The 20,590-nt window shown below is 74.6% G+C and carries 21 protein-coding genes and 2 tRNA genes; 16 read left to right on the top strand and 7 right to left on the bottom strand.

What is annotated here, in order from left to right; genetic code table 11:
* Positions 1–30: 30 nt before the first annotated feature.
* Together VFG42_RS16975 and VFG42_RS16970 are read right to left on the bottom strand one after the other, a co-directional pair.
* Complete coding sequence (locus tag VFG42_RS16975; RefSeq protein WP_324909953.1) at positions 31–501, bottom strand: hypothetical protein; 471 nt, start codon at positions 499–501, stop codon at positions 31–33.
* 45 nt (positions 502–546) lie between these two features.
* A tRNA-Cys gene (locus VFG42_RS16970) sits at positions 547–617 on the bottom strand.
* Between the two features lie 76 nt (positions 618–693).
* Between VFG42_RS16970 and VFG42_RS16965 the strand changes: the two genes are divergently transcribed.
* The 8 genes from VFG42_RS16965 (at position 694) to VFG42_RS16930 (ending at position 7,499) form a co-directional block, all read left to right on the top strand.
* Complete coding sequence (locus VFG42_RS16965; protein ID WP_324909952.1) at positions 694–1,152, top strand: cupin domain-containing protein; 459 nt, start codon at positions 694–696, stop codon at positions 1,150–1,152.
* A 17-nt stretch (positions 1,153–1,169) separates the two neighbouring features.
* A tRNA-Val gene (locus VFG42_RS16960) sits at positions 1,170–1,242 on the top strand.
* Positions 1,243–1,333: 91 nt separating this feature from the next.
* Positions 1,334–2,059 (top strand): DUF2071 domain-containing protein, encoded by a 726-nt coding sequence (locus tag VFG42_RS16955; RefSeq protein ID WP_324909951.1) that lies wholly within the window; start codon positions 1,334–1,336, stop codon positions 2,057–2,059.
* A gap of 405 nt (positions 2,060–2,464) precedes the next feature.
* On the top strand, positions 2,465–3,331 hold the full coding sequence (locus tag VFG42_RS16950; protein ID WP_324909950.1) for a polyprenol monophosphomannose synthase: 867 nt from the start codon (positions 2,465–2,467) through the stop codon (positions 3,329–3,331).
* Complete coding sequence (locus VFG42_RS16945) at positions 3,328–3,768, top strand: GtrA family protein (RefSeq protein WP_324909949.1); 441 nt, start codon at positions 3,328–3,330, stop codon at positions 3,766–3,768. The genes VFG42_RS16950 and VFG42_RS16945 overlap by 4 nt, the downstream gene beginning before the upstream one ends.
* Positions 3,761–4,795: a glycosyltransferase gene (locus VFG42_RS16940; protein WP_324909948.1), complete on the top strand. Its 1,035-nt coding sequence runs from the start codon at positions 3,761–3,763 to the stop codon at positions 4,793–4,795. Before VFG42_RS16945 ends, VFG42_RS16940 begins: the two co-directional genes overlap by 8 nt.
* Positions 4,777–5,490 (top strand): hypothetical protein, encoded by a 714-nt coding sequence (locus tag VFG42_RS16935; protein ID WP_324909947.1) that lies wholly within the window; start codon positions 4,777–4,779, stop codon positions 5,488–5,490. Before VFG42_RS16940 ends, VFG42_RS16935 begins: the two co-directional genes overlap by 19 nt.
* Positions 5,491–5,564: 74 nt before the next feature.
* Positions 5,565–7,499: an ArnT family glycosyltransferase gene (locus VFG42_RS16930; protein ID WP_324909946.1), complete on the top strand. Its 1,935-nt coding sequence runs from the start codon at positions 5,565–5,567 to the stop codon at positions 7,497–7,499.
* Here VFG42_RS16930 and VFG42_RS16925 read toward each other — a convergent pair.
* Positions 7,381–8,148: a heparin lyase I family protein gene (locus VFG42_RS16925; RefSeq protein WP_324909945.1), complete on the bottom strand. Its 768-nt coding sequence runs from the start codon at positions 8,146–8,148 to the stop codon at positions 7,381–7,383. The two genes, VFG42_RS16930 and VFG42_RS16925, sit on opposite strands and share 119 nt — an antisense overlap.
* 100 nt (positions 8,149–8,248) lie before the next feature.
* Here VFG42_RS16925 and VFG42_RS16920 point away from each other — a divergent pair, with 100 nt between their 5' ends.
* The 4 genes from VFG42_RS16920 to VFG42_RS16905 all read left to right on the top strand — a co-directional run bounded on the left by VFG42_RS16920 (position 8,249) and on the right by VFG42_RS16905 (position 12,653).
* Positions 8,249–9,166 carry a hypothetical protein gene (locus VFG42_RS16920; protein WP_324909944.1) on the top strand — a complete coding sequence of 306 codons (918 nt, stop codon included), beginning with the start codon at positions 8,249–8,251 and terminating at the stop codon, positions 9,164–9,166.
* Positions 9,167–9,343: 177 nt separating this feature from the next.
* On the top strand, positions 9,344–9,970 hold the full coding sequence (locus VFG42_RS16915) for an RNA polymerase sigma factor (protein ID WP_324909943.1): 627 nt from the start codon (positions 9,344–9,346) through the stop codon (positions 9,968–9,970).
* Positions 9,967–10,821: a hypothetical protein gene (locus tag VFG42_RS16910; RefSeq protein ID WP_324909942.1), complete on the top strand. Its 855-nt coding sequence runs from the start codon at positions 9,967–9,969 to the stop codon at positions 10,819–10,821. The genes VFG42_RS16915 and VFG42_RS16910 overlap by 4 nt, the downstream gene beginning before the upstream one ends.
* A gap of 38 nt (positions 10,822–10,859) precedes the next feature.
* On the top strand, positions 10,860–12,653 hold the full coding sequence (locus VFG42_RS16905) for a protein-arginine deiminase family protein (RefSeq protein ID WP_324909941.1): 1,794 nt from the start codon (positions 10,860–10,862) through the stop codon (positions 12,651–12,653).
* 35 nt (positions 12,654–12,688) lie between these two features.
* On the opposite strand, the gene VFG42_RS16900 is transcribed toward VFG42_RS16905, so the two are convergent.
* The 3 genes from VFG42_RS16900 to VFG42_RS16890 are packed head-to-tail and all read right to left on the bottom strand — an operon-like array spanning position 12,689 to position 15,832.
* Positions 12,689–14,110 (bottom strand): glycosyltransferase, encoded by a 1,422-nt coding sequence (locus VFG42_RS16900; RefSeq protein ID WP_324909940.1) that lies wholly within the window; start codon positions 14,108–14,110, stop codon positions 12,689–12,691.
* A gap of 6 nt (positions 14,111–14,116) precedes the next feature.
* A complete protein-coding gene (locus VFG42_RS16895; protein ID WP_324909939.1) occupies positions 14,117–15,217 on the bottom strand; it encodes an aminotransferase class V-fold PLP-dependent enzyme in 1,101 nt (366 codons plus the stop codon).
* A 42-nt stretch (positions 15,218–15,259) separates the two neighbouring features.
* Positions 15,260–15,832: a transglycosylase family protein gene (locus tag VFG42_RS16890; RefSeq protein ID WP_324909938.1), complete on the bottom strand. Its 573-nt coding sequence runs from the start codon at positions 15,830–15,832 to the stop codon at positions 15,260–15,262.
* Between the two features lie 191 nt (positions 15,833–16,023).
* Between VFG42_RS16890 and thrS the strand changes: the two genes are divergently transcribed.
* Complete coding sequence (thrS, locus tag VFG42_RS16885; RefSeq protein ID WP_324909937.1) at positions 16,024–17,982, top strand: threonine--tRNA ligase; 1,959 nt, start codon at positions 16,024–16,026, stop codon at positions 17,980–17,982.
* Between the two features lie 12 nt (positions 17,983–17,994).
* On the opposite strand, the gene VFG42_RS16880 is transcribed toward thrS, so the two are convergent.
* The gene (locus VFG42_RS16880; protein ID WP_324909936.1) at positions 17,995–19,089 is read right to left on the bottom strand and encodes a GGDEF domain-containing protein; all 1,095 of its coding nucleotides are present in this window, start codon (positions 19,087–19,089) and stop codon (positions 17,995–17,997) included.
* Between the two features lie 151 nt (positions 19,090–19,240).
* On the opposite strand from VFG42_RS16880, the gene infC reads away from it, so the two are divergent.
* The 3 genes from infC to VFG42_RS27445 form a co-directional block, all read left to right on the top strand.
* Positions 19,241–19,954 carry a translation initiation factor IF-3 gene (gene infC, locus VFG42_RS16875; RefSeq protein WP_324909935.1) on the top strand — a complete coding sequence of 238 codons (714 nt, stop codon included), beginning with the start codon at positions 19,241–19,243 and terminating at the stop codon, positions 19,952–19,954.
* 240 nt (positions 19,955–20,194) lie between these two features.
* Positions 20,195–20,389: a 50S ribosomal protein L35 gene (gene rpmI, locus VFG42_RS16870; protein ID WP_324909934.1), complete on the top strand. Its 195-nt coding sequence runs from the start codon at positions 20,195–20,197 to the stop codon at positions 20,387–20,389.
* 38 nt (positions 20,390–20,427) lie between these two features.
* On the top strand, positions 20,428–20,590 hold a 163-nt coding region (locus VFG42_RS27445), incomplete at its 3' end, for a 50S ribosomal protein L20 (RefSeq protein WP_349260432.1).

Raw genomic sequence — 20,590 nt, 5'->3', positions numbered from 1 at the left:
GCGGGGCCTTCGTCGTTCTCGGGCCGCGATTCAGCGCGACCCGGACCAGGCGGCTTCGTGCGCCTCGGGGTGGTCGTCCAGGTAGGCCTGGCGGCCGTCGAAGGCCTCGACGTCGTCCTCGAAGGAGGGGACGTTGTCGCGGTCGTGCCCGCGGCCGCCGCGGGCGGAGTCGTCGCGGCGGGCCCGGCCGCCGTCGTCCCAGCCGATGCGCAGCGAGACGCCGGCCAGGAGGAGCATGGCGCAGGGCACGCCGACGAGGAACGTCGTGATCGAGAAGCCGCCGACGTCGGCGAGGACCGCGGCGACGCAGACCACCAGCGGCATCACGACCGTCCAGACGCGGGGGACGATGAGGCCGAAGCCGAGGTGGACGACCGCCATCGCGGCGAGCGCGGGCAGCCACGGATCGTCGGGGATCGCGAGCAGGAGCGCGACGAGCACGCCCCCGACCGTGACGGCGTAGACCGCGACGATCGACAGGACCCTCAGCACCCGCTGCACAACCGGCAGTATCGCGGGCGGGGCGGACGCTCGCCGTCCGCCCAGAGGCGCCGACCGGAATCGAACCGGTGTACACGGCTTTGCAGGCCGCTGCGTAGCCACTCCGCCACGGCGCCGGGGTGGGTCCGGGAAGGATAGGCCAGTCGAGCGGTCGGGCGTCCGGTCGGAGCCTGCCCGATCGTCTCGAACGACATGGCCAACATCTACGAGCCCGAGCTCGACGTCGAGCAGGACCGCCCGCCCTACACGTGGCGCCGCGCCCGGCTGGGCCGGGTCGCCGGGGCCCAGCGCCTGGGCGCGTCGCTCTTCCGGGTGCCGCCGGGGTCGGCGACGTTCCCGCTCCACGCGCACCTGCACAACGAGGAGCTGCTGGTCGTCGTCGGCGGCGCGCCCACGCTGCGGACCCTCGACGGCGAGCGCGCGCCGGCGCCCGGCGAGGTCGTCGCCTTCCCGGCGGGCCGCGCGGGCGCGCACGAGCTGCGCAACGAGACCGACGAGGACGTCTCGCTGCTGATCGTCTCCACGATGCTCGCCCCCGAGGTCAACCTGTTCCCCGACAGCGGCGAGCTGTGGGTCCGCGACTACGTCCCGGGAACCGACGCCCCGGCCGCGGCGATCGACCTCCGCGCGCCGCTGGCGGACGCCGGTTGATAGAGTTTCCGCTCCCAGGGCCGTTAGCTCAGCTGGGAGAGCACTTGCTCGACAAGCAAGGGGTCGCTGGTTCGAGCCCAGCACGGCCCATCACCGAAAACCCCGCTCCGGCGGGGTTTTCGCGTTCCCGGGCCCGCCGGCGCCGGCGCCGGCGCCCGACGTGCGGCCATACGATGCCGCGATGGCCCCGCCCGCCGCCGTGGACCGGCCCTTCCTGACCGCGCAGTGGCGCGACGTCGCCGGGATCACGTACGCGTGCGACGCGGAGCGGCTGGCGCCGTTCGTGCCGGACGGCGCACGGATCGACCGGCTCGACGGGCAGCCGCGCGTCAGCCTCGTGGCCTTCGAGTTCCGGCGGACGCGCGTGCTCGGGATGCCGATCCCGGGCTGCGTCCGGTTCCCCGAGATCAACCTGAGGTTCTACGTCCGTCACGGCGGCGAGCGCGCGGTCGTCTTCATCCGCGAGCTCGTGCCGGCGCGCGCGGTCGCGACGGTCGCGCGCCTGCGCTACAACGAGCCCTACGTGCGGGTCCCGATGGCCTGCGCGACCACGACCGACGCGGCGGCGGGCACGATCGCCGTCGAGCACCGCTTCGCCGCCGGCTCCTCGCTGCGCGTCACGGCAGCGGCCTCCGCCGCCGTTCCGGCGCCCGACAGCGCCGCCTTCTGGCTGACCGACCACGCCCTCGGGGTCGGCACGCGCCGCGACGGGACCGCGGTGCTCTACCGCGTCACGCACCCGACATGGGCCCTGCATGAGGTCACAGACGCCCAGATCGACGTCGACTTCGCCGCCGTCTACGGCTCCGAATGGGCCTGGCTGGCCGACGCGAAGCCCAGCCACCTGACGCTGGCGGGCGGCTCGGCGGTCACGGTCTCCCGGCCGATCGCGGCCGGCCGCGCTTGACGGCGCGGGCCCGCGGCGCCGTGGATCGCACGACGATCGCCATATGAGCCGGGCGGTCCAAGTATTGGAGGCCCACACCGCGTGCGGGCGCGCGCCCACGCGGTCACGGGTGCCGCCCGGGCGCCTCGGCGTTCACTGACGACAGCGCAGCGCTCTGCGAAGCCCGAGGATCAGGGATGCTGCGAAGATCGATCGGGGTGGGCGCCTCCCGCAGGCCCGCCGACGACCTTCATGCGCCGTCGTTTCACGTAAGCAGCAGGGGTTTCCGCGAATCGGGAGACGTAAACGTCTCTCAACGGATGTTCGATGGCAGACACGTCGCGGCGTCGAGGAGGGTGGCGCCGCCTGACCCAGAAGCACGGTCGTTTCTGGGAATCGTCCGCCGTCGTCGAGGTCCTAGCACGCATGCTCACCGTTCCCCTCCGGGAGACGGTTCGACGCCCCCTGCCGTCGCACGAGGGGCTGTGGATCGTCGTCCCGACCTACAACGAGGTCGAGAGCCTCCCGCCAACGCTCGCCGGGATCGCCGGCGCCCTCGAGGCGTTCGCGCCCGACTTCCGGATCCTCGTCGTGGACGACGGCTCGCCCGACGGGACCGGCCGCCTGGCCGACGCCATCGCCGCGGCCGACCCGCGCGTCGCCGTCCTGCACCGCGGCGCCAAGAGCGGCCTGGGCGACGCCTACGTCGCCGGCTTCACCGCCGCGCTGGCCGCCGGCGCGCGCCGCGTCGTGCAGATGGACGCCGACGGCTCGCACGACCCGGCCGCGCTGCCCGCGCTGCTGGCGGCCGGCGGCGACGGCGGTGCCGACGTCGTGCTCGGCTCCCGCTACGTCGCCGGCGGCAGCACGCCGGACTGGAGCCTGCGCCGCCGCGCGCTGAGCCGCGGCGGCTCGGCCTACGCGCGGCGGGTCCTGCGCCTCGGCGTCCGCGACCTCACCGGCGGCTTCAAGGCCTGGCGCGCCGACGCGCTGGCGACCGTCCTGCGCGAGCCGCCCGCGCTGCAGGGCTACGGCTTCCAGATCGAGCTGACCTACCGCGCCGCGCGCGCCGGGCTGGCGATCGCCGAGGTCCCGATCACGTTCCGGGACCGCACGGCGGGGGAGAGCAAGCTCGGCGCCGCGACGATCCGCGAGGCGCTGGTCGGCGTCCCGGCGCTGCGGCGGCGGCGCCGGCGCCGGCGACCCGCCATCGCCGCATCGGCCCCGTCGGCCACGCCGGCCTCGTCGGCCGCGCGCGCCACCGCCACGACCGCCACCGCGACCGCCTCATGACCGCGCTGCCCTCAGGCGCCCTCGCGCTGGCCACCCGCTACCGCCGCCAGCTGTCCTTCGGCGTCGTCGGCGCCGGCGTCATGGCGGTCGGCTTCCTGATCCTGCTGCTGCTCACCGGCCCGGCCGGCGTCAGCCCGCACGTCGCCTACCTCGTCCAGGCCGTCGTCTCGGTCGAGCTGAGCTTCGCGCTCAGCCGTTACTGGACCTGGGGCGACCGCCGCGGCCGGACGCGCTCCGCGGCCCTGCGCGAGTGGCGCCGCTTTCACGCCTCGCGGGTCGTCTCGGTGCCGGCCAACCAGGCGCTGTTCTCGCTGCTGATCGTCAGCGGCGCCGGCGTGTGGCTGTCCAACGCGATCTGCATCGCGCTGACGACCGCGGTCAACTGGCTCGTCGGCCACCACCTCGTCTTCGGCCCCGACGAGGACCGCCGTGCCTGAGGTCAGCATCGTCATCCCGGTCAAGGGCAACCAGCGCACGATCGGCGCCACCGTCGCCTCGATCGCCGCGCAGGACCACGACGGCGACGTCGAGCTGATCCTCGTCGGCGACCACGGCGACCCGACCTGGCAGGCCGTGCCCGGGGACCGGATCGGCCGCGTCACGGTCAAGCGCCTGGAGATCACCGTCGACACCGGCGGCCGCGACGCCAACGCCAAGCGCAACGCCGGGCTGGCCGCCGCCACCGGCGACGTGCTGTGCCTGACCGACAGCGACATGGTGCTGCCCACCGACTGGCTGCGCACCGGCCTGGCGCTGCTGGACGGCGAGACCGACTGCGTCGGCGGCCCGATGATCAGCGTGCATCGCGACTTCTGGGGCGCCTACGTCGACGGCAACCCGATCGCGAGCAAGACGCCGCGGATGCCCGAGCCCTACCGGCTGGACCGCGCGTCGCTGGGCCGGCGCGGCCGCAAGCTGCCGATCACCGCCAACGTCCTCCTCACCCGCGAGGTCTACGAGGCCGTCGGCGGCCTCGACGCCGCGTTCGTCCACAGCTACGAGGACTACGAGTTCTTCCAGCGGATCGTCGACGCGGGCTTCGCCGTCGTCTGCGATCCGACGCTGGCCGCCTGGCACCACCACCGCCAGGGCTGGCGCGCGCTGGTGCGCGAGTACCACCGGTCCGGGCGCGGCTGCGCGCAGTTCGTCGGCAAGCACCCGCACAGCCCGTTCAGCCGGGACCGCATGCGCCAGCTGGAGATCGTCGCGACCGTCGCGCTGTTCGGCCTCGTCGCGTGCGTCGAGCAGCCCGTCGCGCTGCTGGCGGGCCTCGCGCTCGCCGCCCTGCTCTGCCTCTACGTCACCGCCCGCGCGCGCACGCCGCGGGCCGTCGTCTTCCCCGCCGTGACGCTCGTTCTCGGCCTGTCGTTCACCGCCGGGCTGGTGCGCGGACTGCGCACCCGGCCGGCATCCGCTCCCGCAGGTTCCATCAAGGAGGATCCGTCGTGGTCACCCGTGTCCTGATCGCCGGGATGGCGATCGCCGCTCTCGCTCCCACCGCCGTCGCCGCGGCCCACCCCAAGGGCCCGCCGCCGGTCTCCGACGCGCAGAGCTTCTACTTCGATCTCAACCAGACCCATCACCCCAAGAAGGGCTCGGTGCAGATGTCCTCGCCGGGCTCGCTGGCCGACAACGTGTGGTACGTGGTGACGGCCCAGGGGACGGCGAGCTTCTCCAAGCCGTCGCAGTGGGTGCACCCGAAGCGGCGCCACGGCCGCCCGGCCGTCGTGTGCGGCACGCCCGAGGCGGCGCCGATGTTCCCGTCGCCGTACGCGGCGACCGGCAAGGTCGGCTTCGACCCCGAGTCGATGTTCGCCCGCATCGCCGGCGCGCGGAAGTGCGGCAAGGACACGCTCCCGCGCACGACCCGGCGCTTCCAGCTCAGCGGCCGCAGCCGCTACCACCACCCGACGCCGCTGATCGGGAGGCAGTCGACGCCGACGGCCACCCACGCCTACGACTACCCGGAGCTGGGCCGCGGCGGCCCGTTGCAGCTGCGTGAGATCGACCTGCCGACCTACGACAACTACGGCCGGTTCAAGATCACCACGCGGCGGGCGACCGACGCCGACTGCGCGGGCACCCAGTACCGCGCGTTCACCGACGACCACGACCGCCGCGCGTTCGCCACCGAGGCCGCATGCGAGGCGGCGCTCTAGCGCCCGCCTCATCCGCGTCGCCGCGAGCGCGGCCGTCGCTCCTGCCCCGCCCGTTGGCGGTGGCGGGGGCGGCCGTGCTCGAGGTGGTGGGCGCCGTCGGGGTCCTGGCCCTGGCGGCGCTGGCGCGCCTGTGGTCGATCGGCACCCGGCCGGGCTTCGACTGGGACGAGCCGGTCTACACGGCCATCGGGCGCTCGGTCGCCGAAGGCCATGGCCTGTACGCCAAGGGCTCGTTCGGCGTCGCGCCCGAGCCCTACCTGTTCCACCCGCCGTTTCACTTCGAGCTGCTCGGCGCGTGGTTCTCGCTCTTCGGGGCGGGGATCGAGCAGGCGCGGGTGCTGGCCGCGCTCGCCTCGCTCGTCACGCTGACGTTGTTGTACGTCCTGCTGCGCCGCCGCTGGGGCGTCTGGGCGCTGGCGCCGTGCCTGGTGCTGGCGACCGACGGCTGGCTGGTGTTCACCAACCGGGTCAGCTGGATCGAGAACATCATGATGGTGCTCGCGGTCGGCGGGCTGGTCGTCTACGACGCGGCGCTCCGCGGCGGGCGCGTGCGGACCTACGCGGCGGCCGGGCTGCTGCTGGGCGGCGCGACGATCTACAAGCACGTCGGGGTCTACGTGCTGGTGGCCGTGCTGATGCACTGGCTGATCGCGCGGCGGGGGCGCGCTCACGGGCGCGGGTCCGCCGAGCGCCGGGGACACCTCGTCCTGGCCGGCTGCGCGGTCGCGATGATCGTGTTGTACGTGATCGGCGCCGTCGTCCTGACGCTGCGCCACGGCGGCGGGGACGCGTTCCTGGACGACTCCAAGGTCCAGCTGCAGCGCCTGACCGGGCACAAGTCCAGCCGCGGCTCGATCGGCGGCCACGCCACGCTGGCGGCGCTGACCGGCCCCTACAAGGTCTTCGCGCTCACGCTCGCGCTGAGCGCGGCGGGCGCGCTGATCGTGGCGTGGCGCGCGGTGCTGGCGCTGCGGCGCCGCAGCGTGGCGGCGCTCGGCGACCCGCTGCTGTTCTGCTGGGCGGCCTCGGCGCTGCTGTGCTTCGCGGCGCTGAAGCTCAAGATGGGGCACTACTTCATGATGGTGGAGTTGCCGCTGCTGCTGGTCGTGGCGGCCGAGCTGCGGGAGCCGCTGCGCCATCGCCGCGCGCTCGGGCTCGCGCTCCTGGCGCTCGTGGTGGCGGCCAACGGCGTGACGTTCGTGGCGCGCTTCGTCGACCGCGACGACAACGCGCTGGGCGCGGTCGCCGCCTACGCCGCCGCGCGCCTGCCCGCCGACGCGCTGGTGCTGACCGAGGAGAGCGTCGGGTCGATCGTCGGCCAGCCCTACTGCAAGCTCACGAAGGCCGGGGCCTGCAAGGCCCAGGTCAAGTACCTCATCATCTACCGCAGCCTGACGCAGGCGCCGCCGAGCACGCCGTCGTTGGACGGGATGCTCCGCTACGCCCGTCCGCTGCGGACGTTCTCGGGCTTCAAGGAGCACATCACGGTCTACCGGGCGCCGGGCCGCGGCGCGGTGTGCGCCGGCGGCCGCGTCGCGCGCGGATTCTGCGCGACCCCGGACGCCGCGCTGCTGCGTCGGACCGCGCCGCTGCGCGCGTCCGGCCGCCGCGCGGTCGTGCGGTTCGGGCCGTCGACCGCGCTGGTGACCCACCCGGCGCTGAGGCCGTTGGCGAGCCTGCCGTCGCGCGCCGCGCCCGCGGTCGTGCTGCTCGGCGTGCGCCCCGACGGGCGCGCGGTGTTCTTCAACCGCGCCCGCGCGAAGGTCACCGGCACGGCGGCCGCGACGTGCGTTCCGTCGCCCGCGAGCTGCGCGACGGTGACGGTCGCCCCGCGCGGCGCGGCGCACCTGGAGGTGCCGACCGTGCTGGGGGAGACGATCCCCTACGAGCTCAAGGTCGATCCGCCGCCGCCCCGGCACGGGCACCATCGCCATCGTCGGCGAGCGTCACGGCCGAGTGCAGGACGGTCGTCGTCCACGGTGACGGCGCGCGGTAGAAGCCCTGCTTGAGGTAGGCCCGCTGGCCGGCGTAGAGCGTGGCCAGCGCGGTGCGCGGGACGACCGTGCGGCCGTCGAGCGTCAGCGCGACGTAGCCGCCGCCGGGGTGGTCCGACCAGCCGACGTGCAACGCGAGGTCCTCCCAGCGCCCGCGCCGCAGCGGCGCGAAGTCCCAGCTGCGCGACTGCTGCGGCGCGCAGCCCGCGCCCAGCGCGCCGCCGCGCACCTGGAGGCGCAGCATCGGGGGCGAGAGCTGGGTGTTGACCTGCAGGGCGATGTTGGGGTGGCAGCCGTCGGGGGCCGACCCGTGCCACTGCGTGAAGATGTTCCAGGTCGAGTTCGGGACCGGCGTGAACGAGAGCGGGAAGCGCGTCGACCACCGGTAGACCCGGTCGGCGCCCGGCCGCGCGCCGGTCTGGGCGACCGACGCCACGCGCTCGGTGCGCTCGCCGCTGCGGACCGGCGTGTCGCCCGCGCGCACGACGAAGCGCGTCGCCGCGCGCGTCCCGACGTCGACGGCCGCCATCCGCGCCGGCCCCGCCACCTCGCGCTGGGCGAAGGCGACCGTGCGCGCGCCGGCGCCCGGCGCGGCGGCGAGCGCGAGCAGCGCCGCGAGCGCGGCGCCGGCGATCCGCGGCGTGCTGGGCGACGGTCTGGGCATCTCTCTCCACGGGTGCTCGGCCGCGACCGGCGTGCATTGAGTGCCCGCCGCTCGGCCTGCGCGAACGTCGTGCCGCGCCACGGCTAGCCTTACGCCGTCCGTGTCGCTGCCCGTCGCCCTCGGCCTCCTCCTCGCGCTCTGCTGCTCGCTCGTCGGCCTGCTGGGCTTCCTGTTCAAGCAGCGCGGCGCGGTCGACGCGCCGACGGTGGAGCTGAGCCACCCGTGGCGCTCGACCAAGGCGTTGTTCTCGAACCGATGGTGGACGCTGGGGATCGTCGTCGCGACCGGCGGCTGGGTCTTCCACGTCGCGGCGCTCGCGCTCGCCCCGATCAGCCTGGTGCAGTCGGTCATCGCCGGCGGCCTGGTGCTGCTGACCCCGCTGGCCGGCCGCGTCTTCGGCCTGCCGACGACCCGGCGCGACTGGATCGGCGTCGCGATCACCGCCGCGGGCCTGACGCTGCTGGCGGCGACGCTGGGCAACTCCGGCCACAGCGCCCACCGCGACTTCGACGGGACGACGCTGTGGCTCTACGTCGGCGTCCTCACCGCGGCGGCCGCCGCCGGGTGCGCGGCCACCGCCTCGGGCGCGCTGCGCGCCGGCCCGGCGCTCGCGCTGGCCGCCGGCCTGCTGTGGGGCGGCAGCGACGTGACGATCAAGGCCGCCTCGGGCGACCTCATCGACCGCTGGCTGCTCGCGTTCCTCACGCCCGAGGCCGCGACGATCACGGTCCTCAGCCTCATCGGCCTCGTCGTCAGCGCGCGCTCGCTGCAGATCGGGCCCGCGGTCGCGGTCATCGCGATCACCAGCGCGGCGGCCAACGTCGTCACGATCGCCGCCGGGCCGATCGTCTTCGGCGAACCGCTCCCGGACGGCACCGCGTCGCTGATCGCCCGGCTGGCCGGCTTCGCGGCGGTCGTCGCGGGCACGGTCCTGACGCCGGGGCCGGAGGTCGTCGAGGAGGCGGCCGCCGAGATCGTGGACGCGTCCGACGCGCCGCCCGAGCCCGCGCCCGCCTAGATGGTTGATGCGGCGGTCGTGCTCGCACGTCGTGCGGCGCTGGATCGCCACTCGATCACCACCACGGTCGATTTCGCATCAACCATCTAGGGAACTCCCCGGTGCGCCCCGGCCCGGGATCGCCCATCGTCCGGGCACGATGAAACGCGGACGGCGCCCAACGGCATGACGTCGGAGATGGACGCCGTCCTGAGCTTCGCCACGAGCACGATCCCGCCCACCGTCGCGGCCGCGCGGCGCACCGACGCCCAGCTGCTGGCCGAGGTCCCGCGGCGCCCCGAGGCCATCGGCGAGCTGTACGCGCGCTGGGCCGGGCCGGTCCTGCGCCACGTCGCCCGGCGCACCGACGACCACGCGCTCGCGCTGGAGGTCGTGGCCGAGACCTTCGCCCAGGCGCTCCTGCACGCCGCGCGCTTCCGCGATCCCGGCGACGGCTCGGCGGGACCGTGGCTGTTCGGCATCGCCTCCAACCTGCTGCACCGCGCGTGGCGCAGCAACGCGGTCGACTCCCGCGCGCGGCGCCGCCTCGGGATGCGCGAGCGCCTGGAGGCCGACGACCACGCCGAGGACGCCGCCGAGCGCCTGACCGCCGCGGGCCGCGCGCCCGCGCTGGCCGCCGCGCTCGCCGCGCTGCCCGACGCGCAGCGGGAGGCCGTGACGCTGCGGGTCGTCGAGGGGTTGGAGTACGCCGAGATCGCCGACGCGCTCGGCATCGCCACCGCGACCGCGCGCGTGCGCGTGTTCCGCGGGCTGAAGGCGCTGCGCGCGGCGCTGGAGACCGACGAGGAGGAGACGACGCGATGAGCCTGCCGGAGCCGCTGCGGGACTACGGGGCCGAGCTGGAGCGCGCGGCGCGACAGCGCCACGACCGCGCGCCGGCCGCCCGGGCCCGCCGCCTGCGCGCCGGCGTCGCCGCGCTCGCCGCGGCGCTGCTGGCCGGCGGCGGCCTGGCCACCGCCGGCGGCGTCCTGGACTCGCCGTTCGACCACGCGCCCAGCGCCATCACCTACAACTTGGCGACGACCGCGCCCGACGGCACGCTGGAGCGCGCGACCTGCCGCGCGACCGGCGCGGGCGCGCGCTGCGCGTCCGAGGGCCGCGAGCTGCCGCTGCATCGCATCGCGGTCGAGCTGCAGCGCCGTGGGACCGAGCGCGCGACGGTCAGCCTCACGCGCCTGTGCCGGCGGCCGGTGCGCTGCCGCACGGTCGCGGGTCCGGTGACGACCCCGGAGCCGGGCGAGCTGTCGTGGGAGACGCTGGCCGGGCTGCGACCTCCGCGCGCCGGCACGCCGATCACCGCGTTCGCGAGCGCCGGCGCGGCGCCGGTCCGCGGCGGCGTCCGCTACGGGGTCGTCGGAGGGACCTACGCCGGTCGGTCCTACGCCTGCGACGGCGCCGACGCCGAGCAGCCGCTGTGCCGGCTGCGCCGCGCGGCGACGAGCGCCAACGGGATCCTCGACGTCGACCGCCTCCTGGAGTCGGCCGGCGCGCGCGCCCTCGTCACCGAGACCGGCCGCCGCTGCCCGCTCACCGGCCGTCGGCCCTGCCGCGGGCTCGACCCGGCGACCGCCCGCCGCCTGGCGTCCGACCCGTCCGCGCTGGCCCGCGACGAGCTGGTGACCTACGAGCGCCAGGTGCGGGCGCGCGGGTTCTGAAACGCGCGCCGCGCCCCGCGGCATGAAGGGGCATGTCCATGTCCTTGCGTTGCTTGCTCATCTTCGTGGCCTTGACGGTCGTGGCCGGGGCGGTGAGCGCGATCGTGCCCGACGCCTGGGCCGACCCGGTCGCGGTCGACCTCCGCGTCGACGCCGACCGCGACGGCGTCCTGACCGCCGCCGACGAGGCCGGGGAGGAGGAGGCGACGGTCGACCACGGCGCGCTCGTGCTCGCCAACGTCGACGACGACGGCGGCCGCTGCGCCGTGGACCTGGAGCGCCGCCTGAGGGCCCGCGTCAAGTTGGTGGACATCACCGCCTGCCACGACGGCGCGGACGACGTGGTCGACGGCGCCGACGACGCGCTCGACCTCGCGCCCGCGGCGGTCGCGCCGATCGCCGCGCCGGTGACGATCTCGGCCACCGGGCCGGTGCACGTGTTCGTCCAGGACGCCGCCGGCCGGTGGTCGCTCGCGACCGATCGTCCGCTCGACGCGACCGACGGCCTGCGGCTCGGCGTCGAGGTCACCGACATCGTGCGCGACCCCGCGCGCTGGGACGGCACCGTGCGGCTCACCGCGACCGCGCCGGCCGCCGCGCCCGACACGGTGGCCTTGCGCACCGCGCCGCTGCTCGCGCTGGACGCCACGCGCCGCGCGCGCACGGTGCTGGCCGACACGCCGCGCTCGCGCGCGTCGATCGACCGCGACTACCGCTCAGAGGTCCGGCGCAACCTGCGCCTCGGCCGGGATCGGGCCACCGCCCGCGCCCGGGCGCGGGGCATCCGCGCGTTCGCCCTCGGCCAGCGCGCGTTCCTGCGGGGCCTCGACCAGGCCACGGGCGTGAAGGTCCGTCACCAGGACTGGGCGCGCGAGTGGGTCCAGGACGCGTTCGAGAGCACCTATCAGTCGGTGCCGGCCGCGGGCGGCCGCGCGCAGGCGATGCGCGTCGCGCTGATGGCCGGGACGCCGATCGAGCCCGCCGCGATCCTGCCGACCAACCCGCTGGTGGCGATCGTCGCCGGCGTGACGCGCAACCTGCGCGGCGCGGACTCGGGCGTCGTCCAGCACCTGCCCGAGGGCAGGCCGACGACCGACGGCTGGACGACGACCGGCACGATGGAGGCCACGCCGCCGGTGCCGGGCGCGCCCCGCGGACGGCTGATCGTCGGCGGTCGCGGCCAGGCGCTGCCGGCCGCGACCGCCGCGCTCGTCGCGGCGCAGGGCGGGGCGCAGCCGTTGCTGCAGCTGTCGACCGGCTGGCTGGACGTCGGCCACACCGACGAGACCCTGGCCTTCGTCCCCGCGAGGACGGCGCGGGGCTGGGTGGCGGTCGTCGCCGATCCGCGCGGCGCGCTGGACCTGCTCGGCAAGCTCCCGGGCGACACGCCCGTGCTCGGTGGCCTGCGCGGCCTCGACGGCGCCTCCGCGGCGACCACGGCGCGGGCCGTCACCCACGGCCGCGTCGCCGCGGCGAGCCGCTTCGCCGCGGAGCGCATCGACGAGCAGCTGACGATCCTCCGGCGCGAGCTGGAGCTGACCGACGCCGACGTCGTGCGCGTCCCGGTGCTCTACGGCTGGAAGGAGGGCCACCGCCACGTCGTCGCCTTCACCGGCAACGCGGTCAACGGGCTGGCGCCCGGCGGCCGCCGGTTCCTGGCGCCCGACCCGCACGTCGCGGCGTTCCGCGAGGCGACCCGCCGCGCGCTGGCCGCCAAGGGCGTCGCGACGCGCTTCGTGGACACGTGGCCGCTGCCGCACCTCGGCGACGGCGAGCTGCACTGCATGACCAACGCGCTGCGCGACCTCGGCGACGCGCGCTGGTGGGGGTGAGGCCCGCGGCGGCCGCCTCCGGCGCGGGGCGCCGGTCACGCGGACGGCGCGGCCCGCCTGCCGAGCAGCGCGTCCCGGGCCGCGCCCAGCTCGGCGAGCGGCAGCCAGGCCGCCGCGCCGTCGCTCGGGCGTCGCGTGCTCACCCGCACCGTGACGCCCGCCGCCAGGCGCGCGGCGCCCAGCTCGTCCAGCGGGCCGGTGACCAGCGCGAGGTCGATGGCGTCGTCGATCGCCTGCTCGGCCGCCAGCGCCGAGATGCGGTCGGCGGCCTCGCCCGCGTCGAAGGACTGGGCGTCGACCGCGATCGTGACGTCGTCCAGGTCGGCGACGAGGTCGGCGGCGGCGCGCAGGAGCGCGGGGTCGCGCACGAGGTCGTCGGCGTCGAGCGCCAGGACCAGCGGTCGCGCGCCGCGCAGCGGCTGCGGACCGGCGGCGTCGGGGCCGAGCGCGGCGCGGACCGCGTGCAGCGCGGCGCGGGCGTCGTCGTCGAAGGGGTTGGCCGCGGCGGCGCGCAGCGCGTGGGCGAGCGCCTCGTGGACGTCGCCGGAGGCGAGGTGGACGCGGGCGCCGACGGTGAGGTCGCGCGCCTCGGTCGCGTCCCGCGCGCTGACCTCGACCAGCGCCGTGAACGGCGTCCCGGCGGCCTGCAGGGCCTCGCTCGCCAGCCGCGCGAACGCGTCCCAGCAGCGTTCGAGCTCTGCTACAGGTTGCTCGGTCCCCAGCCGCCGCAGGAACCAGCGCTGCAGCGCCAGGCCCTTGCGCAGCTCGCGCAGTCGCGCGGCGCCCTGGGCGCCCAGCGACATGTTGGCGCCGTGGAAGCGGTAGAGCGTGCGCGGGAGCGGGAGGTAGGCGATCTCGGCGTGCTGCGCGGTGCGCGCGGCCAGCCACCAGTCCGCCCAGGCCATGTCCTCGGGGATCGGGAAGAGGACGTCGCGCAGCGTGCCGCGGACGACGATCGACGAGCCCGTGACCAGGTTCTGGGCCAGGAACGCCGACAGCGAGCGCCCGGTCGGCGGGCGGTCCCCGGCCAGCCACGAGGTCTGCACGACCGTGCCCGCCGCGTCGATCACGGCCATGTCGGTGTAGACGAGCCCGACGTCGGGGCGTTGGGCGAAGACCTCGGCCTGCGCGGCGAGCTTGCCGGCGGGCCACGCGTCGTCGGCGTCGAGGATCGCCAGCAGGTCGGCCTCGACGGCCGCCGGCTCCTGCGCCGCGCGCGACACCGCGCCGACCGAGCCGCGGTTCTCCTGGCGCACGAGCGTCAGCCGACCCGGCCCGGCCTCCCGCGCGATCTCCTCGACGACCGCCGCGGTGCCGTCGGTCGAGCCGTCGTCGACGACGACCACGTGCACCAGCTCGCTCGGGTAGTCCTGCGCCAGCGCGCTGCGCACGGCCTGGCCGATGAACGGCTCGGCCTCGTAGGCGGCGATCAGGACGGCGACGCTCGGCAGCGACATGGAGGCCTACAGCGCGGCCAGCAGGCGGTCGAGGTCGTCCTCGGTGTTCCAGCCGCCGACCGAGGCGCGCAGCCGCGCGGCGCCCGGCAGGTCGCGGATCGTGACGCCGGCGTCCTGGAGGCGGTCGCGCGTGGCGACGGCCGTCTCGTCGTCGGCGACCTCCCAGGACACGAGCGTCGTGGCGCCGCGGGGGACGACGGCCAGCCCGCGGTCGGCCAGCGCGTCGGCCAGCTCGGCGGCCAGCGCGGCCCCGCGCGCTTGGAGATCCTCGAAGCCCGCCTGGTCGAGGACGTCGAAGGCGGCGACGGCGGCCGCGACCGTCGAGAGGTCGCGCAGCGGCGTGTCGTGGCGCCGCGCGGTGTCGACCAGCCCGCTGTCGAGGCCGGCCGACGGGTCGGTCAGGCCGCCGTAGGACGGGCCGGGGGAGGCCAGGCGCGTCGTCCACTCCGGCGACACGTACAACATGCCGGTGCCGACCGGGCCGCACAGCCACTTCTGGCCCGACCCGGCGTAGAAGTCCACGCCGAGCGCGGCGACGTCGACCCCGACCGCGCCGACGCCCTGGGCGCCGTCGAGCAGGACGGGCGCGCCGGCGCGCGCGGCCGCCGCCACGACGTCGGCCACGGGCGCGACCGCGCCGCTGTGCCAGGAGACGTGGGAGCAGGCGACCAACTTGGTGGTGTCGCCGATCGCGTTCGGGATCTCGGCCAACGGCACGGCGGTGAGCCGCACGCCGCGCTGCTCGCGCGCGGCGATCAGCGGCCCGGTGACGCCCGGGTGCTCGTCGTCGGCGGTGACGACCTCGTCGCCCTCGCCCAGGCCGAGCGAGGCGATGACGTGCGCGCAGCCGTCGGAGGTCCCGGCGGTCAGCGCGATGTCGTCGGCGCTCGCGTTGAGCAATGACGCGTAGCGGCCGCGCAGCTCCTCGGCCAGCGGGACCAACCGCTGGTAGAACGCGCCGCCGCGGCCCTCGGCCGTCGCGTACGCCCACGCGTCCACCGCCGCCTGTCGGGCGACCTCCGGCACCGGCCCGCAGGTCCCGGCGTTGAGGTACGCCAGGCGCTGCAGGACGGGGAGCTGTGAGCGCAGGGTCTCGACGGCGTCCATGCCGCCGGAGACTACGACGGCGCGCGGAGGGCAGGGCGCGGCTCAGCGGCCGCAGACCGGCCACTGGCCCGGGCCGGCCCGCGCCATCAGCATCGCCGCGCGGCGGTCCTGCTCGGCCTCGGAGGCCTGCGCGGGGTTGCCGGAGCCGCCGACCGCCTGCCAGGTGGCAAGCGTGAACTGGTACTTGCCGTAGAACCCGTTTCCGGTGTCGGTCGCCGGGTCGCCGCCGGACTCGCAGGCGGCGATCGCCTCCAGTCGCGGCGACGCCGAGGACGCCGACGAGGCTTCCGCGCGCGCGTGCGCGCGATCCCGGCGGGCGGCGCGCAGCTCGCGCGTGAGGTGGCGGTGGTGGCGCTTGAGCTTCGTCAGCGACCAGGACCGCGCGGTCCTCTGGTAGTCCGTGTCCAGACGCTGGCCCTCGACCCGCGCGACCTTGCGCGCGAGCGCGACATCCCTTGTCACCAAAGGCGTCTTGGCGATGTGGACGAGCGGGGCGAGGCCCGCCTCGTCGGTGGTCAGGCCGGGGTGCAGCGGGCTCGCGGCGGAGGCCGGGGCGGCCGTGGCGGCCAGCGCTCCTCCGGCGAGCGTCAGGGTCTTGAGCGCGGGAGATCGCATCGGCGGTCCCTCCTTGCCGGCGGCGAAGACGGAACGCCCGTGTGGCGCACGCGTCCGGGCCGCGTCGTGGTGTCTCGGGGCCGGCCCGGGGCGTCACGACGGAGACGCCTCGCTGACAGCCGGCCGTCAAACGGTAGCGAGTTCGATTCCACGGCCGGAAAGAGGCCCGCTCTCGCCTAGGATGCGAGGTCATGAAGGTCACGCTCCCGGACGGCAAGGAATTGCAGTTGGACGACGGCGCCACGGGCGCCGACGCGGCCGCTGCCATCGGGCCTGGGCTCGCCAAGGCGGCCCTCGCGGTCAAGGTCGACGGGCACACCCAGGACCTCGCGCGGCCGCTGGTCGACGGCGCGGCCCTGGAGATCGTCACCGACCGCTCCGGCGCCGACGCGCTGGAGCTGATCCGCCACGACACCGCGCACGTGCTCGCGGCCGCGATGCTCGAGCTGTACCCGGGCGTGAAGATCTCGATCGGGCCGCCGATCGAGAACGGGTTCTACTACGACTTCGAGTTCCCGGAGGGCGTGCAGTTCTCCGACGCCGACTTCGCCGCGGTCGAGGCGAAGATGAAGGAGCACGTCGCCGCCGACGAGGCGTTCGTCCGCGAGGACATCTCGGTCGCCGACGCGCTGGCGCGCTTCCGCGCCGAGGGGCAGGACTACAAGGTCGAGCTGATCGAGGACCTCGTCAAGAACGAGGGCGTCGACACGGTGTCGCTGTACACCAACGGCCCGTTCACGGACCTCTGCCGCGGGCCGCACGCGCCGTCGACCAAGCGCATCGGGGCGTTCAAGCTGCAGTCGGTGGCGGGCGCGTACTGGCGCGGCGACAGCGACCGCACCATGTTGACCCGCGTGTACGGGACGGCGTTCTTCAAGCAGAAGGAGCTGGACGCGTTCCTCCACATGTTGGAGGAGGCGCGGGCGCGCGACCACCGGCGTCTTGGCAAGGACCTTGGGTTGTTCACGTTCAGCGAGCTGGCGCCGGGCATGCCGCTCTGGCAGCCGCCGGGGATGGCGATCTGGAACCAGCTCACGGACCTGTGGCGGACCGAGAACCGGCGCCGCGGCTACGAGGAGGTCAAGACGCCGATCCTCTGGGACGTCGAGCTGTTCAAGGCCTCCGGCCACTGGCAGAACTACCGCGACAACATGTACTTCACGGACATCGAGGACCGGCCGATGGGCTTGAAGCCCATGAACTGCCCGGGCCATGTCCAGCTGTTCAAGGACGTCCGCCGTTCGTACAGGGACCTGCCCCTGCGGTTCTCCGAGCAGGGCCTGGTGCACCGCCACGAGCCGTCCGGCACGCTGCACGGGCTGATGCGCGTCCGCCACATCACGCAGGACGACGCCCACATCTTCTGCACCGAGGACCAGATCGAGGACGAGGTCGTCGGCTGCCTGGACTTCGGGTTCGACATCTACAAGCTGTTCGGCTTCGAGCCGCGGCTGGAGCTGTCGACGCGCCCGGAGAAGCGGCTGGGGTCCGACGAGATGTGGGACCAGGCCGAGGCCGCGCTGGAGAACGCGCTCAAGCGCCAGGGGCTGGAGTACGAGATCAACCCGGGCGATGGCGCCTTCTACGGGCCGAAGATCGACCTGCACATGAAGGACTCGCTCGGCCGCTCGTGGCAGCTCGGCACGGTCCAGCTGGACTACCAGATGCCCGAGCGCCTGGACGCGACCTACACCGGCGCCGACAACGCCGAGCACCGCCCGATCATGATCCACCGGGCCTTGTTGGGGTCCTTCGAGCGCTTCATCGGGATCCTCGTCGAGCACTACGCCGGCGAGTTCCCGCTCTGGCTGACGCCGACCCAGGCCGTGGTGCTGCCGATCGCCGACCGCCACAACGACGCCTCCCACGAGGCCGCCGCCACGCTGCGCGCCGCCGGCGTCCGCGTCCGCGTCGACGACCGCACCGAGTCCACCGGCCGCAAGATCCGCGACGCCGAGCTGTCCAAGATCCCCTACATGCTGGTCATCGGCGACCGCGAGGCCGAGTCGGGCTCGGTCGCCGTCCGCCGCCACAAGGGCGGGGACGAGGGCACGATCTCGATCGACGACTTCATCGCGAAGGTCAACGACGAGATCGCCGTCGAGCGCGGGGAGCCGGCGGCGATCGCCTCCGCGACGTCGGGCGCCTGAGCGCCGCGGCGCTCAGGCGCGCTGCGCCGACTTCGCCGCCAGCAGCGCCGCGTCGGCGATGGCCAGCAGCCGCGCGCCGGTCTGGTGCTCCACCCGCTCGGCGACGCCGAAGGTGATCCGGACCGGCTCGCCGGAGGCGGTGGTCACGTCGGCGAGGATGGTGGAGGAGATGCGCTCGGCGACCGGCTCGGCGTCGGTCAGCGGCGTGTCGGGCAGCAGGACGACGAACTCGTCGCCGCCCCAGCGGAAGCAGGCGTCGGGCAGGCGGACGACGTCGCGCATGACCGAGGCGACGGCGGCGAGGATGCGGTCGCCGTCGTGGTGGCCGTTGAGGTCGTTGATCTGCTTGAAGCGGTCGAGGTCGCCGACGAGCGCGGACAGGGGGCGACCGGAGCGGGTGGAGGCGGCGACCAGGCGGACGAGGGTCTCGTCCAGGGCGCGGCGGTTGCCCAGGCCGGTCAGCGCGTCGACCCGCGCCAGCGAGTCGGCCGCGGCGGCCTGCAGGTGCAGGGACCGGCGGACGTCGCGCATCCGGTTGGCGTGGATCAGGCAGACGAGCCCGAGCGTGCAGACGATCCCGGCGGTCGCGACGCGCTCGGGCAGCATCGTGCTCGCCTGCCAGGACGCCGCGCCGTAGAGCGCGGGCAGGAAGATCACGAGCGTGTCGATCGCGACCAGGGCGAAGAGCTGGCGGGTGGGGAGGACGACGCCGCACCAGACCACGCTGAGGATCAGGATCTGGTGGAACGAGCTTTCCGGGCCCGACAGCCACTGCAGCAGCCCGAGCATCGCCGGGCCGCTCACCGCGACGGCGAACAGCAGGACCGGCGCCAGCGGACGGGTGTTCCAGATCATCAGCGCGCCGAAGAGGAACGCGGAGAGGACGAGCGCACTCGCCGGGATCCAGCCGGCGTCCCCGATGCCGCCCGCGGCGGTCGGCGGACGCAGCACCAGCAGCGCCGCCGCGATCGCCCCGGCGCAGCAGTAGAGGAAGCCCGCCAGGCGCCCGATCAGGCGCACGTCGAGCAGCGCGTAGTGGTCCGGCGCCTCCCGGAGGAGCGCACCCGCACGCGCGCGGCCGGCGGTCGTGGAACCTGGACGTGCCACCACCCCGTGTGGTCGGCAGCACGGGCCCGTCCTGAAGCTCGTCGAACATCGCTGGTTGCGGCTTCGTAGTTCCGTCTATACTGGGACCCGTTGACTTGCATCACGACACAGTCGGCGCCCGCGTCTTGACGGCGAACCGACAGAACAGCTAGTGCCGGTCCCCCGACGATTCGACCGGCGCCCGCCCGAGCGGGACACCACCCGCGTCAACGAGCGCATCCGCGTGCCGGAGGTGCGTGTCATCGGCGACGATGGCGCGCAGATCGGCGTCATGCGGACCGATCAGGCCCTGCGCATGGCGCAGGATCGCGATCTGGACCTCGTGGAGGTCGCGCCTGAAGCGCGGCCGCCCGTCGTCCGGATCCTGGACTACTCGAAGTACAAGTACGAGCAGGCCCAGAAGAAGAAGACCGCGAAGAAGCATCAGACGCAGGTCGTCACGCGCGAGATCAAGTTCCGCCCGAAGATCGCCGACCATGACTACGCCACCAAGAAGGGGCACGTCATCCGGTTCCTCAAGGGCAAGGACAAGGTCAAGGTGACGATCATGTTCCGCGGTCGTGAGGTCACGCACCCGGAGCGCGGTCGCGATCTGCTGGAGCGGCTCGTCGAGGATCTCGGCGACATCTGCCAGGTCGATCAGCGTCCCTCGTTGGAGGGCCGCAACATGACCATGATGCTGAGCCCGTCCAAGGAGGTCCTCAACGGGACCTGGGTGCCGAAGTCCGAGCGCGAAGGGGAGGCCGACGAGGACGGCCCCGACGCCGAGGACACGGGCATCGTGGTCGGTGGGGACGAGGCCACGGATGAGCCGGCAGCCGAGACCGACGTCGAGACACCGACCCCGGCGCCGACCGACGCGTAGAGGTTTACCCCGGTTCACGGGGAGGCGGTGCGGCAGGTTCAGCACGGTCGGCCGCACCGCCAGGTAACGCTGCCCACGGGCGGCACAGAACGGCAAGCAGAGCAACCACAAGGCCCTAACCCCAGCCACAGTGCGGGCGCCCGGTTCACGGGTGCCCCACCGCAGGGGAGATGGGGGCGCGCAGCCCCCGGGCCAGGGGCCCAGGGGGGTCGCCCCCCGGAAGGAACGGAGACGGCCACCATGCCGAAGATGAAGACGAAGACCGGTGCCGCCAAGCGGTTCAAGATCACCGGATCCGGCAAGATCCTGCGCCAGCGCGCCAACCGTCGGCACCTGCTCGAGCACAAGTCCTCCCGGATCACGCGCCGGCTGGCCGGCACGGTCGAACTCGCCCCGTCGAACGCCCGCGAGGTCAAGAGGCTGCTCGGCCTGTAGGCCGTCCCCGTTACCGCTGCTGTAGAGGAGATTGAAAGATGGCACGCGTCAAGCGTTCTGTTAACGCCAAGAAGAAGCGCAGGGTTGTCCTTGAGCGGGCGAAGGGCTACCGGGGCCAGCGGTCCCGGCTTTACCGCAAGGCCAAGGAGCAGATCCTCCACTCCATGACCTACGCGTACCGCGACCGCAAGGACCGCAAGG

The organism is Baekduia sp., from assembly GCF_035685985.1.
Taxonomy (GTDB): domain Bacteria; phylum Actinomycetota; class Thermoleophilia; order Solirubrobacterales; family Solirubrobacteraceae; genus Baekduia.
This window is presented reverse-complemented; position numbering and strand designations above follow the sequence as displayed.

Excerpts from the sequence above, each read along its gene's own strand:
- VFG42_RS16965 (WP_324909952.1), top strand. The coding sequence starts at position 694 with ATGGCCAACATCTACGAGCCCGAGCTCGACGTCGAGCAGGACCGCCCG.
- VFG42_RS16955 (WP_324909951.1), top strand. The coding sequence starts at position 1,334 with ATGGCCCCGCCCGCCGCCGTGGACCGGCCCTTCCTGACCGCGCAGTGG.
- VFG42_RS16950 (WP_324909950.1), top strand. The coding sequence starts at position 2,465 with ATGCTCACCGTTCCCCTCCGGGAGACGGTTCGACGCCCCCTGCCGTCG.
- VFG42_RS16945 (WP_324909949.1), top strand. The coding sequence starts at position 3,328 with ATGACCGCGCTGCCCTCAGGCGCCCTCGCGCTGGCCACCCGCTACCGC.
- VFG42_RS16925 (WP_324909945.1), bottom strand. The coding sequence starts at position 8,148 with ATGCCCAGACCGTCGCCCAGCACGCCGCGGATCGCCGGCGCCGCGCTC.
- VFG42_RS16915 (WP_324909943.1), top strand. The coding sequence starts at position 9,344 with ATGGACGCCGTCCTGAGCTTCGCCACGAGCACGATCCCGCCCACCGTC.
- VFG42_RS16910 (WP_324909942.1), top strand. The coding sequence starts at position 9,967 with ATGAGCCTGCCGGAGCCGCTGCGGGACTACGGGGCCGAGCTGGAGCGC.
- VFG42_RS16905 (WP_324909941.1), top strand. The coding sequence starts at position 10,860 with ATGTCCTTGCGTTGCTTGCTCATCTTCGTGGCCTTGACGGTCGTGGCC.
- VFG42_RS16900 (WP_324909940.1), bottom strand. The coding sequence starts at position 14,110 with ATGTCGCTGCCGAGCGTCGCCGTCCTGATCGCCGCCTACGAGGCCGAG.
- VFG42_RS16895 (WP_324909939.1), bottom strand. The coding sequence starts at position 15,217 with ATGGACGCCGTCGAGACCCTGCGCTCACAGCTCCCCGTCCTGCAGCGC.
- VFG42_RS16890 (WP_324909938.1), bottom strand. The coding sequence starts at position 15,832 with ATGCGATCTCCCGCGCTCAAGACCCTGACGCTCGCCGGAGGAGCGCTG.
- thrS (WP_324909937.1), top strand. The coding sequence starts at position 16,024 with ATGAAGGTCACGCTCCCGGACGGCAAGGAATTGCAGTTGGACGACGGC.
- rpmI (WP_324909934.1), top strand. The coding sequence starts at position 20,195 with ATGCCGAAGATGAAGACGAAGACCGGTGCCGCCAAGCGGTTCAAGATC.